Raw genomic sequence first — 15,693 nt, forward strand, 5'->3', positions numbered from 1 at the left:
AAATTCCGGGCCGTTTTTTTTATTCTGCGGGAGTGTCTGAACTGGCTGCGTCATCTTGGGCGTCTGGTGACTCTTCTTCGGTGATGGGGAGAGTCACCGTGTACGTTGCGCCTTCTCCTCGTTCGGACTGCACGTCCAGAGTGCCTTTGTGATGATCCTCAATGATGTATTTTGCCACCGCAAGGCCAAGGCTGTTGGCCCGGCCACCAGCTTTTGGCGCAAAGAGTTCGCTCAGTGTTTCTTTTGTCATGCCTGGCCCGTTGTCCGCAATGCTGACGCCAATGCTCGTGGGGGAGCTTCGGAAGCTTGTGATTGAAATGGTGGGGGTGCCTGCTCCCTGTGTCGCGTACATTGACTGGGCAGAGTGAATGAGAAGTTTGAGAAAGACCTGCCGAATTTCTGGAGCGATGCAGCTTACGGAGGGAATGCTGTTGTCGTAGTGTGTGACGATGTTGATCTTTTTGAAGTCAAAGTCGCGATGCAGACTGTAGTCATGCTTGGACAGGGTGAGGCTGTCGGCAAGAATTTCATGAATATCATAGCGGCTGCGTCCGCCCTTGGAGTGGCGGCTAAAACTGCTGAGCTGGGCGACGACGCTGTTTGCATGCTGTCCGGAAAGGAAAATGCCGTTGAGCATATGAAGTATGTCGCGCTCTTTGGCATAATTATGAATATTCTCGATGCTGGTTCCGCATTTGTGAGCCACAGGCTCATTGCTGGGCAGCTCTGGAGAAAGCCGTCGCTGAATGTTCTGGGTACTTTGCAGGATTGCCCCCAGCGGATTGTTCAGCGCATGAGACATGCCAGACGCAAGCTGCGACAGACTCGACATCTTTTCGGACTCGATGAGCAGTTCGTCAGCCATTCTGCGCAGGGAAATATCGCGAATCAGTCCTTCTGTGGCGATAGCGTTCCCATTGTCATCATAAATAAGATGGATGGAGCAGTCCGCCACAAATACAGTCCCGTCCTTTTTTTTGAGGGGAATCTCCTGTCCTATCATTTCTCCTGTTTCCATGACCTGACGCAGAATCGCATGGCGGACATTGACGTCTGTATAAAAAACATCCTGAACAAGTTTTCCGACAACCTCTGAGGGCGAAGTGTAGCCGGTCATGCGTAAAAGCGCGTCATTGGCGACCGCAAGCGTGCCGTCCATCTCTGCCTGGAAGTATCCTTCCCGCATGTTTTCATAAATACGGCGGAATTTTTTCTCGCTGTCCCGCAAAAGTTTTTCGGCGATGCGACGCTTGATGGTCGTGAAGAGCAGGGCAATGATGATAATGAGCTGCCCAATGCCAATGGCCAGAGTTGTCCAGATAATGCTCTTGTACCGTTCATAAAAAGACTCTGGAGAATTTTTGATGATACTCCCTTCTGGAGCATCCTGCTGGGCTATTCCAAAACGCTCCATGGCATTCCAGTCGAGAACGATTTCCACCGGGCTGGTCATGTCGATGGCAAGATCATTGGGCGAGATGCCAGAAAGAATCTGGAGTGCTTTGTGTGCAGCGTGCTCGCCCTGAAGCTCTGGGCTAAGCAGCTCTCCACCAAGTGCGCCGTAGCCAAGGTACGTGCCAACCAGAGTAAAAACCGGAAGTGTGGTGGACGATGTGATGAGTTGAAAGGTTTCCTGAAGGGAGTGGGCCTGACCTTCACTGTCTAAAAAACCAGAAACAAAAAGCAGGACCGAGCCTTCGGACAGGGCCGCCAGCCGTCGCTTGAGCTGGGCAGCGGTGAAGCCGACAAATTCCTTGTAGGCGAGGTCGGGGTGTTTTTCTTTCATGGTTGTGCGCACCGATGCCAGCAGGTTTTGTCCTGTGGTTGTGGTGTCGCTTATGGCGACGAGTCGCTTCATCTCAGGGTAGAGGTGCAGAGCGAGGGAAATCGTTCCTTCGGGATCGCGCTCTTCGACAACACCCGTGATGAGCGGGTCTTTTTCATATTTTGCGGCCAGTTCTGCATCAATTCCACAAAAGACAATCGGGATATTCAGGAAGAATTTTTTGCGTTCGCGCAGGGCAAAGTGAAAGGCGTTATGGTCCGTGGCAATAATGAGCGAAAACTTGGTGCGGGTGTATTTGTCTTTGAGGTGGCGTTCTGTGATGCGGAAGGCCTTTTCTGGTGGGGTCCGCTTGGTGTCGAGATATTCGAAGTAGAGCTGAGGGGAGGGCGTTGCGCGCTGCATGGTTTTTTCTATGCCGTGCATGATTTTGTCGGACCAGTCATAACCTCGGTGATAGGAGTTGATGACGAGAATTTTAGCTGGGCTTTTCTGCTGGCGTGCATGTGCCTGTGGGGAAAGAAGACACATGGCGAAAATGAAAAAAAGAATGCAGCAGACTATCTGCCAGCAGAAACGTCGTGCAAGAGTCCTGTTCGGAAAGCTTTTTTGCGTCATCAAATCGCCTCCTCTCTGCCCCGGTGGAATAAATATTGGACTTTGACAGAATATGCTTCTCCCTGTCATAACAGAAATACTCAGGAAAAGTATACTTGACTCTTATGTGAGTTTGCGAAGCTGACCAGAGGAGGTTTGCATGGATTGTCTGCTGTACGTGAAGGCTTCTCCACGGGGCGAGCGCTCCCATTCGCTTTCTGTTGCTGATGAGTTTGTCAAAATCTGGCTTGCGGCACATCCCGGAGGACTGGTGACAGAAAAGAACCTGTTTGAAGTTGGGCTGCCGAGTTTTGACGGATTTCGGATTCAGGCAAAGTACAACATCATGCATGGTCTGGAACACACCATGTCAGAAAAAAATGCGTGGAAAGAAGTTGAGGAGCTGATTGGAGAATTTAAGGCTCACAAGCGCTATCTTTTTGCTGTGCCGATGTGGAACTTTAGCGTTCCGTACATCCTCAAGCAGTATATCGATATTATCAACCAGCCCGGCTACACCTTTGGCGTGGCAGAAGATGGTGGATATCATGGTCTGGTTCAGGGCAGGAAGGCTATGGTCGTGTATTCACGGGGTGGGGAGTATATCCCCGGTACTCCGGCAGAGGGCTACAACCACCAGTCTCCATATCTGGAAATGATGCTGAATTTTATGGGAATCACTGATGTGGAGTCTGTGGCTGTGGAAGGCACGATGATGGGACCTGACAAGCGTGATGAAAACAAAGAGCAGGCATTGGAAGCCGCACGGCAGATTGCAACACATTTTTAAACTTTGAGGCAGTGCGCATAAAAAACGGCCAGTTCCACGTGGGAGCTGGCCGTTTAGTTTTGACGTTACTTGTCGCCTTCTGCTTCTTGAGCTTCTTTGGCGGCTTTGGCTTCCTTTGCAGCTTTTCGTGCTGCACGTTTGGCTGCCATTTTTTTCATTTTTTCCTCTTCTTCCTGACGCAGGGCGCGGCGCAAAACTTTGCCGACCAGCGTCTTGGGAAGTTCGGGGCGGAATTCCACCTTGCGTGGAACCTTGTACTTGGCGAGCTTCTTGCGGCACCACGAAATAACATCGCTTCCGCTCATCTTTTCGCCGCTGTGCAGGACGACATAGACCTTGATGATTTCGCCACGGGCTGGATGAGGAATACCAACGGCGACCGCATCCTTGATTTTTGGATGCTCATACAGGACTTCATCAATTTCACGAGGGTACACGTTGTAGCCACTGGTGATGATGAGGTCTTTTTTGCGGTCGACAATGTAGAAGTAGCCTTCTTCGTCCATCGTGGCGATGTCGCCTGTGTACAGCCAGCCATTTCGCACGGCATTTGCTGTTTCGTCAGGACGTTTCCAGTAGCCACGCATGACCTGAGGCCCACGCAGAACCAGTTCGCCGGCCTTGCCCGGTGCCAGCGTCAGTTCGCCGACTTCCATATCCACGATGCGGGCATCAGTGGAGGGGAAGGGCAGACCAATGGACCCGTTTTTCTTGGTTCCAACCAGCGGATTCAGATGGGTTACCGGAGACGCTTCGGTCAGTCCGTATCCTTCAATGATGTCCGCATGGGTGATGGCCTTGAACTGCTCAAGAATCTCTACCGGAATTGGGGCAGAGCCGGAAACACAGTAGCGCACCGAGGTAAAGTCACTGGGCGAAACGTGTTTCTGGAGCAGCAGGGCTGAGTAAATGGCAGGTGCACCCGGGAAGATGGAGACTTTGCGTTTTTTGAGCGTGCCAAGCAGCTCCGCAGGATCAAAGCGGGGCATGGGCACCATAGTGGCGCCAATGGATGTCGGCAGGTTCAGGCAGGTGGTCAGGCCATAGATGTGAAAATAGGGCATGACGGCAACAAAGGTTTCGTGCTTGTTGCCAATCGCATGAAGAATCTGGTGGCACTGCTGAACATTGGCGGTCATGTTCTGGTGCGTAATCATGACGCCTTTGGAAATACCCGTGGTTCCACCGGTATACTGGAGCAGGGCCAAGTCTTCCTTGGGATCTGTTGGGGGACGGCTGTAGCGCTCTTTGCCCTTGAGCAGATCTTTCCAGCGAATGATGTTTTTCTGCTCGTATGGAACGTCTGTGAAGAGCTTCTTTTTCTTGGCATTGAAGCCATAAAGAAAATTCAGCGGAAAGGACAGACAGTCAGAAATGCGGACAATGATGAAGCGCTTGACCGGGAGCTTGTCGCGGACAGCTTCGATCTTGGGCCAGAGGTGGTCCAGAACGATCATGGTGTCGCATTCTGCGTCGTTGAGCTGGTGAATCAGCTCGGTTTCCATGTAGAGCGGATTGGTCATAACCACAATGGCGCCAGCTTTGAGTGCTCCCCAGTACGACAGAATGGTCTGCGGCAGGTTTGGGAGCATGATGGAGACACGGTCTCCGGGCTGGATGCCAAGGTTACGGAAGTTCGCTGCAAGAACTTCACTTTTGTGAAGCAGCTTTTTGTACGTGATGCTCCAGTTTTTGAACACAATGGCCTTGCGTTTGCCAAACTTTTTGGCCGCAAGGTCCAGATACCCAAAAACTGGTATATTTTCGCAATCAATGGTCGCGCTGACTTCCTTGTCGTAACTTTGAAGCCAGGGGCGGGTTATTTCTGTCATGGTATACCTTAACATGGATTGGGAGTGCTCTATGCTGTCGGGAGTACGACGCACAGAAGAACAAGACGAAACACATAATATGGATTTGGCGCGAAGTGAAGGGGGTTTTCGTTGCTTACGCAATAGCGGCGGGATTTCTGAATATTCTTGTCTTTGAGCAGGAACAAGAAGCGGTACTTTATAAAAAAAGAAAAGCCCGGAGCGAACTCCGGGCTTTTTGTGTCGTCTGTGTGCTACAGCGCTTTGCGAGATTTCAGGAAGGGTTTGGATATGCCAACGCTTCCCAGTTTTTTGCGCAGTGCTGCGGCGTCTTGATCTGTTCCGTTCATGGTAACCAGCACGCGGTGCCATGTCCCTTTGGAGGTTTTGGCAGTCTGAATGCTGGAACTCAGTCCCAGACCAGAGAGTTTTTTCTGTACCCGCTGGGCGGCCTCGTGATTTTTGAGCGAGGCAACCTGATAGGTAAAGCGGTAGCTTTGAACCCCGGGGGTGCGTTCTCTGACTTTGACTGTCACCTTTACCTTTTCAGGTCGCTTTGGCTCCTCAAGTCGTTTGGGAGCTGGAGCTGGTGCTTTCTTTGGCGCAGTGCGAACAGCCTGTGTTTTTTCTGGAGCCTGCTCTTTTTCTGGCTGTTTGCCAGACAGGTCAGAATAGAACTCCAGTTCTTCAGGCTTGAGAACCTTTGGCGGCTCAGGCTGAGCCTGCTCCTGAGGCTGGGGCATAATGCGCTCAAGTTCCGGGACTGCTTTCTCTGGCTTGTAGCCACGGCCTACGAGGACCCCGAGAATAAAAATCCATGACAGGGCGACAAGGGTGAGCACGCAGAGGGAAATAACACCGGCAAGGGAAAACGAGACTGTGTAGCGCTTTGGCTCTTTGCCTGATTCCTTGCTGTCGTTTTTTCTGGTGCCGTTATTTTTTTTCTTGTCTTTTTTGCCAAACTTGAGGCTAAGACCCATATTGACTGCTCCTCGTGTACCGTCGGGAACGGGTGTGTGCTGTTTTACATGCGTTCAGGAGCAGAAACACCAAGCAGGCCAAGACCATTGCGGATAACCTGTGCAACGGCCATGAGCAGGTGCAGGCGTGCCTGAACCAGTTCGGCGCTTTCTGCTCCAAGGATAGTATTTGCATGGTAGTAGCGGTGGAGAGCTCCTGCAAGTTCTTGCATATAATAACTGATGAAGTGCGGGCTAAGACCCTTGGCAGCAGATTCCACGATGTCGGGATACTGGGCCAGAAGCTTGAGCACGCGAAGGTCTTCGTCAGTGTTCAGCAGGGCACGCTGCTCTGCGCTCAGTGTGCCAAGAACGATTTCACGTTCCTGTGCCTTGCGCATGACAGAGTGGATACGGGCGTGTGCGTACTGCACGTAGTAGACCGGATTGTCCATGGTCTTCTGTTTGACCAGCTCAAGGTCAAAGTCCAGATGACTATCGGACTTGCGGGACAGGAACATGTAGCGGGCAGCATCAGAACCTGTTTCCTTGACCACGTCGGCCAGTGTTTCAAACTGTCCTGCACGTGTGGACATGGCAATCTGTTCGCCACCGCGCAGCAGGTTCACCAGCTGGACCAGGATGACTTCGAGGTCATCGCGGTCGCGGCCAAGAGCTTCAACCGCAGCCTTCATGCGGGGAACGTAACCGTGGTGGTCAGCGCCCCAGATGTCGACAACCTTGTCAAAGCCACGGTCAAACTTGTTGTCGTGGTAAGCAATGTCAGACGCAAAATAGGTCAGGGAGCCGTCGGACTTCCGAAGGACGCGGTCCTTGTCGTCTCCAAATTCTGTGGACTTGAACCAGAAAGCGCCGTCCTTTTCAAAGGCGAGGCCTTTTTCTTCGAGACGCTTGAAGGTCTTTTCGACAGCGCCGGTTTCAACAAGGCTCTTTTCGGAGAACCAGACCTGATGCTCGACGTGGAAGTCGGCAAGGTCAGCCTTGATACCATCAAGAATGGTGTTCATGGCTGTTTCGCGGCAGATGTCCAGAATTTCGTTTTCGGGAAGCTCGGCAATGCCTGCGTTCTCGTCGAGAACCTGCTGGGCAATGTCGATGATGTAGTCACCCTTGTAGAAATCTTCCGGATCGGGAACCTCAGTGCCAAGCAGGCGCTGGAGGCGGACCCAGACAGAGTTTCCAAGAATACGCATCTGGCGGCCAGCATCATTGAGGTAGTACTCGGTGCGTGCATCAAAGCCAGCAGCACGAAGGATGCGGGCGAGGCTGTCACCAACGGCAGCACCACGACCGTGGCCGATGTGCAGGGGACCGGTGGGGTTGGCGGAAACATATTCCACCTGAATCTTTTTGCCTGCGCCAAGGGTGGAGGTACCAAAGCTGTCACCAGCCTTGGCAACTTCACTGATGGTTTCCTGCCAGAACTCGGGAGTGAAGGTCACGTTCAGAAAGCCGGGACCTGCAATTTCAACCTTGGAAATGGCGGGAGCATCACCAGAAATGGACTCTGCAATGGCTGCGGCGATGTCGCGTGGGGCTTTTTTGGCCTGACGGGTCAGCATCATTGCAAGGTTGGTGGCAAGATCACCAAATTTCTGGTCTTTTGGGGTCTCGATGTTTGCCTTTTCCGGCCACTCGTAGCCGTTGTCAGCAACAAATTTTTCAAGCAGTTTTTTTAAATAGTCGTGTGCACGCATGTACTTCTCGCTGTGTCACCCACAAAATGGGGCACGTTAGGTGGTTCAGTATTGTGGACTACAGCCCAGGCTTGGCCTCAAGGATGGCCGTGGTGCTGTCGAGGGATTTCCCTGTCCATTCGGCGTCAACGCCTTTGAGTGTCTGGCCGAGCATCTTGGTCAGGACTCCCTTGGGACCCGGCTCGTACCAGGTGCGGACGCCAGCATTATACTGGTTTGTAATAATCTCAATCCAGCGTACCGGGGAGGTCATCTGCTGCACCATGATATCACGGATTCGCTCCGGATTGTCTTCGGGACCTGCGGTAACGTTGAAATATACAGGCTTTTCTGGCTGTGACCAGTCCGCAGCCAAAAGCTGGGATTTCAGCTCGTCGGCAGCCTCGGCCATGAGCGGGCTGTGGAATGCGCCAGAGACAGGCAGCGGGATAGCACGGCCTTTTTGTTCCTTGACCAGCGCAGCAACAGCGGTCAGAGCTTCTTTTTTGCCTGTCAAAACAAACTGGGACGGGGTGTTGTAGTTGGCAACACTCAGCTCCAGTCCGCTTTTTTCGCGAACGCTTGCGACAATTTCTTCGACCTTTTTGAGCGGGGTGCGCAGGATGGCGGTCATGCCTTCATCCTCTTTGGCAACTTCGCCCATCAGGCGGCCACGCAGGGAAACCAGTGCGAGCACGGTTTCGACAGGAAGAATCTTTGCCGCAGCAAGGGCGGGGTATTCGCCAAGGCTGTGGCCAGCAAAACAGTCTGCGCTGATGCGCTTTTCTGCATGCATCCACAGGCTCAGGGCACAAACGGTCATGGCTGGCTGGAGGGCCTTGGTGTCTGCCATGTCTGTGTTGTCTCCACCCCAGTAAATTTCTCGCAGGGGGAGCTGGGAAACATTTTCTGCCAACTGCCAGAGGTACATTGCATCGCTGCTTGCTTCTGCAAGCTCGCGGCCCATGTCCTTGACCTGAGACCCCTGACCGGGAAAAATAACCGCAGTGAGCGGATTCGTTGCATTCATGGCGTGTCCTCCACTAAAGTGTGTCGCACGGCGGCGTAGCTTTCTGGGCACAGCCTGTCAAGCCTGATGGCCAAGGCTTGCTTTTCGGTTCTGCCTGTGCCATTGCCTGCCGCAAGTCGAATCACTTCTTTTTAAAGGATTGTCATGGGAAAGCCTACCCCCGAAAACGTCGCAAATGTGGCCAGACGCCTTGGCCGCACCCTTGCTCAGGATGAAGCCCGGCTTTTGTCCGAGTATCTCATAGCACTGCTCAAATGGAACAAGGCTATGAATCTCGTTGCCCACAATGACTGGCGCCGCGTTATGTCTGACCTGATTACAGACAGCTGGCATCTTGCAGACTACCTTGAGAGCCTGCCTCTGCCCGAAGCTCCAAACTGCTTTGACCTTGGTGCAGGAGCAGGACTGCCCGGTATCCCGCTTCGCGTTTTTTGGAACGCTGGGGAGTACCGCATGGTCGAAATCCGCAAGAAGCGCGTTGCATTTATGCGCTATGCGCTGTCCCGCCTGAAGCTTGCGCAGACGGATGTGCTTGGGTGCCGAGTCGAAGACGTTCCGCAGGAGCTGTTCCCAGCGGATTTGATATTGAGCCGCGCGTTTCGGCCGTGGCCAGAAGTGCTCGCCTTTGCTGCGCCACATCTGACGCAGAATGGTGTGTGCATCATTCTGGCAAACGAGAAAGCCCCCACATCCATGACTGAAGCGCCGGGCTGGAAACTTCTCAGCTCGACCTCATATTCCGTGGGGGATAAAACGCGCTATTTCTGGGGCTTTACTCCAGAAAGCATCTCCAGATAACCGTCCTTGAAAATAAGCTTGGTGGCCTGCTCGTCGGCCAGTTCGGCGACGTCCATCAGCTTTTCAAGAAATTCGAGAATGGCGAACTTTTTGTCCTCATCCCCGTTTTCAAAATCAAATTTCAAATCGCCAGAGGTGAAATACGCCTCAAGCTTTTCAAGATATTCCATGTCCAGAAGGGCCATAGTTCCTCCTGCTATCAGGTGAGAATGTGAAATGCCATAAACCGTCCGCGGGGTAAAGCTCGCGACCACGTCTGCGCTGTGCAAAAGCGTGCACTTGCGCACTAAATGTGATGGTATGGCGTGCCCCTGCGGATGCTGTCTGCCCGGTAGAGCTGCTCCAGCAGCAGAACCCGCGCCAGCTCGTGGGGAAAGGTCATGGGAGAAAGGCTCAGGGTATAGCGGCAGCGGCTGAGCACATCCTTGGACAGTCCGTACGCTCCACCAATAATAAAACATGGGGACGTTGCAGGATCTTCTGTCCACTGGGTCAAGAGTTTTGAGAACTTGACCGATGTGATGCACTGGCCGTGCTCATCAAGGGCAATGGGAAAATCCTGAGAATCAATTTTCTCCAGAATTTTTTTCCCTTCCCATTCGTTTTTTGCGGTACCTTCAAGATGACCGGGAGCGTCTTTCAGTATAATCTCGGTTATGGGGAAAGTACGTCCCAGTTTTTTCAGGTATTCTTCGGCAGCACCCTGCCAGTGCTTTTTCCTGAGTTTTCCTACCCAGATGCATTTGATTTTTCGCATGTCGTGAATATAACCAGACTGTTTCTGGATTGTTTTGGGGAATTATTGTCAAAGGTCTGGCCTTGGTTTACTTGTCAGAGATATTGCCAAGATTCAAGCCCGGAAAACGTGTATTCGCCAGAATCTCTTCTCGTACTGGTTCCGAAGCCCTTGAGGTATTTGCCCGATGTCCACAATATGTAAGAACGATTTGTCTGCGAGTGATGAACAGTCCCGCCTGCTGGCATGCCTGCCGGTGTTCTGCCTTGTGTTGTGTTTGTTCCTTGGGGCGAGTCTTGGCCCCCGTCCTGCCTTTGGGCAGACGCTGGAGCTGGGCAATCTTGTGCTGGATAACCAGCAGGGTGAAATCACTGTGCGTTTTGGCGTTCGGCTGGATGAATTAGCACCGCTTCAGGATGTGCTTGAAAGCGGTTCTCCAGTCATACTCCAGAGCCGGGGCAGTGTCTCGGGCATCAAGACCTTGTGGTTTGATGATACCGTGGCCGAAGCACAGTGGGAATCTGAACTTCGCTATGATGCCCTTGGGAAACGATACGTCATGCAGCTACCGGGGTCTTCTGAAAAATTGGAAGATGTTTCGCTTGCCCGGCTGTTGCAAAAGGGCTGGGGGCGAGTCTCGCTTGTGCTGGGACCGTGGAAAACGCTCCAGCCGGGTACGAATTATCGGCTGGATCTGCAAATTCGGATGAAGCGCGAAGACGTTCCTGCCTGGCTCAAGTATGTGGTCTTTTTCAAATCGTGGGATGTGTACCCGCTGGCAAACTATCAGCTTGATTTTAGCTACTGAGACCTGAAGCATGTCGGAAAAAAAGTCCGGATCGGCCCAGAAAAAATGGATTAAGGTTGGCACGGGAACAACTCGTGAGCGAAAACGTCGCCAGCGGGAGCTTGCTCTTGCTGCGGTTGCGCTCCTTTTTGTTGTGGTGCTGACTTGGATTGAGCTGCGTTATTTTGGCGACATCAATTCCCTTATCTTCCTTGGCCTGTTTAATATCAATGTTATTATACTTTTCGCCGTTATTTTTGTTGTCCTGCGCAATGTCATTAAGCTTGTGCTGGAACGGCGGCGCAATGTCCTTGGGTCCAAGCTGCGGTCCCGCCTTGTGATCTCTTTTGTCACCCTGTCTATAGTCCCCACTATGCTCATGTTTGCCATGGGCGCCAAGTTTGTTCAAACGTCCGTTGATTTTTGGTTTAAGACGCAGGTCGAAGACTCTCTGGAGCAGGCTCTGGAAGTCGGGCAGGCGTTTTATGCCTCGTCACAGGAACGTCTGGAGCGCCGATCAAAATTTGTGCTCCAGCGGATTCTGGACCGTCGCCTCGCATGGGGCGGAAAAACAATGGATGCCTTTTTGAAGGACAAGCGGGAGGAGTATGATCTGACGCTGATTGGCGTGATTTCAACTGACCTTTCGCCCCAGAACTGGCATGCAAACGAAGAGTGGAGTGGAATCTGGGAAGACATTCGGGACAAGGTCAACTGGAAAAGTCTTTCGGAAAAGCCGGAGTTCTGGTCGACAGTTCGTTCTGGTTCCCAGGCCGATATGGTCATTGGCCTGCTTCCGGTTGATGGAGGAAAGACTGGCTACCTTGTGCTGGGTGAAAGCATTGGGCATGGCCTTTTGTACAAGCTCGATAAAATTGTGCACGGCATTAGCCAGTACAAGCAGATTCGAACGATGAAGCACCAGTGGAAACTGGCGCTGTATGTCCTGCTTGGTGTGGTGACCATGCTTATTGTTATGGGCGCCATCTGGTTTGGTATGCGTCTGGCCAAGGAGCTTTCGGCTCCGGTGCAGGCCCTTGCCGATGGAACCCAGCGTGTTGCACGCGGAGACCTTGCCGTTCGGCTTGAGGACTCTTCGAGCGACGAGCTGGGTTTTCTTGTGCAAAGTTTTAACGAAATGGCCGAAGACCTTCAGGTTTCGCGAACGACGCTCACGCAGGTCAATGACCGGCTTGAGCAGCAGAATGCGGAGCTTGAGCAGCGAGGTCGCTATATTGAGGCACTTCTGAACAACATTACGGCTGGTGTTATCTCTCTGAATCAGGACGAGCGCATCAGCACAGTGAACCGGGCCGCAGAGACCATGCTGGGGCTGGATGGTTCGCTGATTGTTGGCAAGCGTCCTCTGGATTTGCTGTATGGCGAATACGCAGGGATGCTCAAGGAAGTCATCGAACAGATGGCCTCGAATCCTGCTTCACAGTGGCAGCGGCAGCTGACCGTAAGCCTTGGAAGCCGGGAGTTAAAACTTTTGGTCAACGCTGTGACCCTGATGGGTTCGGACGGTGCCAAGTCTGGTCTGGTGATTGTGTTTGAAGACATCACCGAGCTGGAGAAAATGCAGCGCGTTGCGGCATGGCGCGAAGTGGCCCGCCGTATCGCGCATGAAATCAAGAATCCTCTTACCCCCATTAAGCTCTCTGCCCAGCGTATGGAGCGGAAGTTTGGGAAAAACATTGAAGACCCTGTCTTCACACAGAGCACGCAGCTTATTGTAAGTCAGGTTGAGCAGCTCCAGCAGATGGTTCAGGAATTTTCGTCCTTTGCCAAACTGCCGGAGATGGATTTGAAGCTTGGTGATTTGACCCCTGTGCTGGAGGAAGTCACAGCCATGTTCAGAAACAGCCACAGCTCTGTGCGCTGGTCTCTGGATATGGAAGAGGACCTTCCCCGCCTTCGCTTTGACAAGGAAGGTATTCGCAGGGTTTTCATAAATATTCTGACTAATGCCGTGGATGCGGTGAAGGGGCAGAATGACCCCTCCGTCGACATCGTTGTGACCTGCGACAAAATGCTGGGCTGGGTCCGTCTGGAATTTCAGGACAGTGGCGAAGGCCTGACGCAGGAAGAGCGCTCAAGACTTTTTGAACCATACTTTTCTCGTAAAAAGGGTGGGACTGGTCTGGGCCTGACAATCGTCAAATCCATTGTGAGCGATCATCATGGATATGTGCGAGCGATGCCGCGGGAGCCGCATGGAACAACGCTTGTTGTTGAACTTCCGGTATAGGTGAGAGAAATGGTGAACCTTTCCGAAGGAGGCAGACCATGCGCGTAGTCGTCACAGGCGGCACGGGATTCATTGGTCGTCGGCTGTGTATTCGACTTGTTGAACGTGGTTTTGACGTTGTCGTGACGTCGAGAAATACCAAACAGGTTGAGCAGCTTTTTGGTCAGACAGTTGTTGCGGCCCACTGGGACGGCAGGGACGCTGACGAACTGGCAAAGATTTTGGATGATGGCAGGCGGCCTGCAACGCTGGTAAACCTGCTGGGTGAGAATATTGGGACTGGCCGCTGGACTGAAAAGAAAAAACGCCGGATTCGCGACAGTCGAGTCAAGGCGGGAAAAGCTGTTCAGGCGGCAGTGGAAAATTCCAGCCTTGGACTGAAAGCTTTGGTTCAGGGGTCTGCGATTGGCCTGTATGGGGCTGATGCGTCACTGCGCGATGACCAAATCATTGAGGACTCGGCGCCGGGATCTGGCTTTTTGGCGCAGGTCTGTGAAGACTGGGAAGCTTCTGTCTCCCGGCTTGCGACCCGTGGTGTTCGCGTTGCCTATGCCCGAACTGGCGCGGTGCTTGGCGCTGGTGGTGGAATGCTTGGAGCTATGCTCCCGGCCTTTCGCTGGTGTCTTGGTGGTCCCATAGGCTCTGGGGAGCAGTGGCTGTCATGGATTCATCTGCGTGACGAAGTCGAGGCGTTGACCTTTCTTGTGGAACGGGATGAAGCTGAGGGAGCTTTTAATCTGTGTGCTCCGGGGGCCGTGTGCATGGAAGAGTTTTCCAAAATGCTTGGTGCCGCACTCCGGCGTCCGTCATGGTTTCGGGTTCCAGAGTGGCTGTTGCGCCTTGGTGCTGGAGAGATGGCCGAAGAAATGCTTCTCGCCAGCCAGCGGGCCTGGCCTGAGAGGCTGTTACAGTGTGGGTTTGATTTCCGGTATCCTGAGCTTCGTGACGCGTTGTGTCAGGTTTTGGGGGAGCAGGGATTGCTGCGCGCACAGCCTGCATAGAAACAGGAAGAGGAGAGGACTGTGAGTAATCTTGTGCTTGTTGTTGATGACGAAGAGGGCATTCGTTTTTCATTGCGCGGCATTTTGGAAGATGAAGGCTATGACGTCATTGAGGCGGAAAGTGGAGAAGAGGCGCTTGCGCTTTTGGAAACACAGACGCCGTCGCTTATGCTGCTCGACATCTGGCTTTCGGGTATTGATGGGCTGGAGGTCTTGGACCAGTCTCAGATCCGTATTCCAGACATGCCAGTGGTGATGATTTCTGGTCATGGCAATATTGAAACGGCTGTGACTGCAATCAAAAAAGGCGCATTTGATTTTATTGAAAAGCCGCTGTCTTTGGAAAAAGTTATCCTGAGCGTCAACAAGGCCTGTGAATTTCAGTCTATTCAGCAGGAAAACCGGGCACTCAAGGAGCGCATTGAGTCAGAACAGCCGCACGGGCTGACTGGCGAGTCCTCTGTGATTAGCACGCTTCGCCGCCAGATCGATCAGGTTGCCCCCACAGATGCGTGGGTGCTTATCACTGGTGAGAATGGCACAGGAAAGGAAATTGTGGCCCGGTCCATTCACCAGCAGAGTAAGCGGCACAACAAGCCGCTGGTTGCTGTGAACTGCGCCGCTATTCCTGAGGAGCTGATTGAGAGCGAACTGTTCGGCCATGTCAAAGGCGCGTTTACCGGCGCTGATACGGCTCAGGCGGGCAAGTTTGAGCTGGCAAACAAGGGCACGCTCTTCCTTGACGAAATCGGCGACATGAGTCTGAAAACACAGGCAAAGATTCTTCGTATTTTGCAGGAACAGAAGTTTGAGCAGGTGGGTGGCCGAAAGACCATCACTGTTGATGTGCGTGTGATTGCTGCAACAAACAAGGATTTGCCAAGCGAGATTAAGGAAGGGCGCTTTCGTCAGGACCTGTATTACAGGTTGCGCGTTTTTCCGCTGGAGGTGCCGCCGCTGCGGACCCGCTCAGACGACATCCCACTCCTGATTGATGAATTTATTGCCAACCTGACGCGGAAGCATGGCTTCCGGCCCATGCAGTTTACAGATGACGCAAAGGCCCAGCTCCAGCGTTATCCGTGGCCGGGCAATGTGCGAGAACTCAAGAATTTTGTTGAGCGTATGCTGATTATGCATGGCGGTAACGAAGTGGGACCAGAAGATTTGCCCGCGGAGTACCTCAAGGCCACGCCTGACCTGAGTACGGGAACCGAAGAAAACGGCTCTGTGGATATGGGGATTGTGGACTTTAAGGCTGCACGTGCCGAGTTTGAAGCCCGTTTCCTCCAGCAGAAGCTTGAGGAATGCAATGGGAACATTACCCGGCTTGCAGAGTCCATCGGGCTTGAACGCTCTTATCTTTCCCGGAAGCTCAAGTCCTACGGAATACAGTAGGGCTTCTGATAAAAAGCAAAAAAAGGCTGCCAGCATACGCTGACAGCCTTTTTTT

13 protein-coding genes are annotated in these 15,693 nt (G+C 52.8%); 6 read left to right on the top strand and 7 right to left on the bottom strand.

The features are described from left to right. Positions 1 to 19 precede the first annotated feature (19 nt). Positions 20 to 2,401, bottom strand: a complete 2,382-nt coding sequence (locus tag B5D23_RS11330) for an ABC transporter substrate binding protein (RefSeq protein ID WP_233815334.1) — start codon at positions 2,399 to 2,401, stop codon at positions 20 to 22. 139 nt (positions 2,402 to 2,540) lie between these two features. Between B5D23_RS11330 and B5D23_RS11335 the strand changes: the two genes are divergently transcribed. Next, positions 2,541 to 3,170: an FMN-dependent NADH-azoreductase gene (locus B5D23_RS11335; protein ID WP_078685550.1), complete on the top strand. Its 630-nt coding sequence runs from the start codon at positions 2,541 to 2,543 to the stop codon at positions 3,168 to 3,170. 65 nt (positions 3,171 to 3,235) lie between these two features. Here B5D23_RS11335 and B5D23_RS11340 read toward each other — a convergent pair whose 3' ends face one another. From B5D23_RS11340 to B5D23_RS11355, 4 genes are all read right to left on the bottom strand, one after another. Then, positions 3,236 to 5,002 (bottom strand): long-chain-fatty-acid--CoA ligase, encoded by a 1,767-nt coding sequence (locus B5D23_RS11340; protein ID WP_078685551.1) that lies wholly within the window; start codon positions 5,000 to 5,002, stop codon positions 3,236 to 3,238. A gap of 233 nt (positions 5,003 to 5,235) precedes the next feature. Further along, the gene (locus B5D23_RS11345; RefSeq protein ID WP_078685552.1) at positions 5,236 to 5,961 is read right to left on the bottom strand and encodes an SPOR domain-containing protein; all 726 of its coding nucleotides are present in this window, start codon (positions 5,959 to 5,961) and stop codon (positions 5,236 to 5,238) included. Positions 5,962 to 6,005: 44 nt separating this feature from the next. Then, positions 6,006 to 7,658 (bottom strand): arginine--tRNA ligase, encoded by a 1,653-nt coding sequence (gene argS, locus B5D23_RS11350; protein ID WP_078685553.1) that lies wholly within the window; start codon positions 7,656 to 7,658, stop codon positions 6,006 to 6,008. A 58-nt stretch (positions 7,659 to 7,716) separates the two neighbouring features. Continuing rightward, a complete protein-coding gene (locus B5D23_RS11355) occupies positions 7,717 to 8,667 on the bottom strand; it encodes an ACP S-malonyltransferase (protein ID WP_078685554.1) in 951 nt (316 codons plus the stop codon). 144 nt (positions 8,668 to 8,811) lie between these two features. Between B5D23_RS11355 and B5D23_RS11360 the strand changes: the two genes are divergently transcribed. Next, positions 8,812 to 9,465 carry a 16S rRNA (guanine(527)-N(7))-methyltransferase RsmG gene (locus B5D23_RS11360; protein WP_078685555.1) on the top strand — a complete coding sequence of 218 codons (654 nt, stop codon included), beginning with the start codon at positions 8,812 to 8,814 and terminating at the stop codon, positions 9,463 to 9,465. On the opposite strand, the gene B5D23_RS11365 is transcribed toward B5D23_RS11360, so the two are convergent. Beyond that, positions 9,426 to 9,650, bottom strand: a complete 225-nt coding sequence (locus B5D23_RS11365; protein ID WP_078685556.1) for a hypothetical protein — start codon at positions 9,648 to 9,650, stop codon at positions 9,426 to 9,428. The genes B5D23_RS11360 and B5D23_RS11365 overlap by 40 nt on opposite strands. Before the next feature lie 101 nt (positions 9,651 to 9,751). Then, complete coding sequence (locus tag B5D23_RS11370) at positions 9,752 to 10,222, bottom strand: 23S rRNA (pseudouridine(1915)-N(3))-methyltransferase RlmH (protein WP_078685557.1); 471 nt, start codon at positions 10,220 to 10,222, stop codon at positions 9,752 to 9,754. Positions 10,223 to 10,388: 166 nt separating this feature from the next. Here B5D23_RS11370 and B5D23_RS11375 point away from each other — a divergent pair, with 166 nt between their 5' ends. The 4 genes from B5D23_RS11375 to B5D23_RS11390 are packed head-to-tail and all read left to right on the top strand — an operon-like array spanning position 10,389 to position 15,638. Further along, positions 10,389 to 11,009 carry a DUF4390 domain-containing protein gene (locus tag B5D23_RS11375; RefSeq protein ID WP_078685558.1) on the top strand — a complete coding sequence of 207 codons (621 nt, stop codon included), beginning with the start codon at positions 10,389 to 10,391 and terminating at the stop codon, positions 11,007 to 11,009. A gap of 10 nt (positions 11,010 to 11,019) precedes the next feature. Further along, complete coding sequence (locus tag B5D23_RS11380; RefSeq protein WP_078685559.1) at positions 11,020 to 13,239, top strand: sensor histidine kinase NtrY-like; 2,220 nt, start codon at positions 11,020 to 11,022, stop codon at positions 13,237 to 13,239. Positions 13,240 to 13,277: 38 nt separating this feature from the next. Next, complete coding sequence (locus B5D23_RS11385; protein ID WP_078685560.1) at positions 13,278 to 14,240, top strand: TIGR01777 family oxidoreductase; 963 nt, start codon at positions 13,278 to 13,280, stop codon at positions 14,238 to 14,240. A gap of 21 nt (positions 14,241 to 14,261) precedes the next feature. Continuing rightward, positions 14,262 to 15,638: a sigma-54-dependent transcriptional regulator gene (locus tag B5D23_RS11390; protein WP_078685561.1), complete on the top strand. Its 1,377-nt coding sequence runs from the start codon at positions 14,262 to 14,264 to the stop codon at positions 15,636 to 15,638. Positions 15,639 to 15,693 lie beyond the last annotated feature (55 nt).

The organism is Desulfobaculum bizertense DSM 18034, assembly GCF_900167065.1.
In the GTDB taxonomy this organism is placed as follows: domain Bacteria; phylum Desulfobacterota; class Desulfovibrionia; order Desulfovibrionales; family Desulfovibrionaceae; genus Desulfobaculum; species Desulfobaculum bizertense.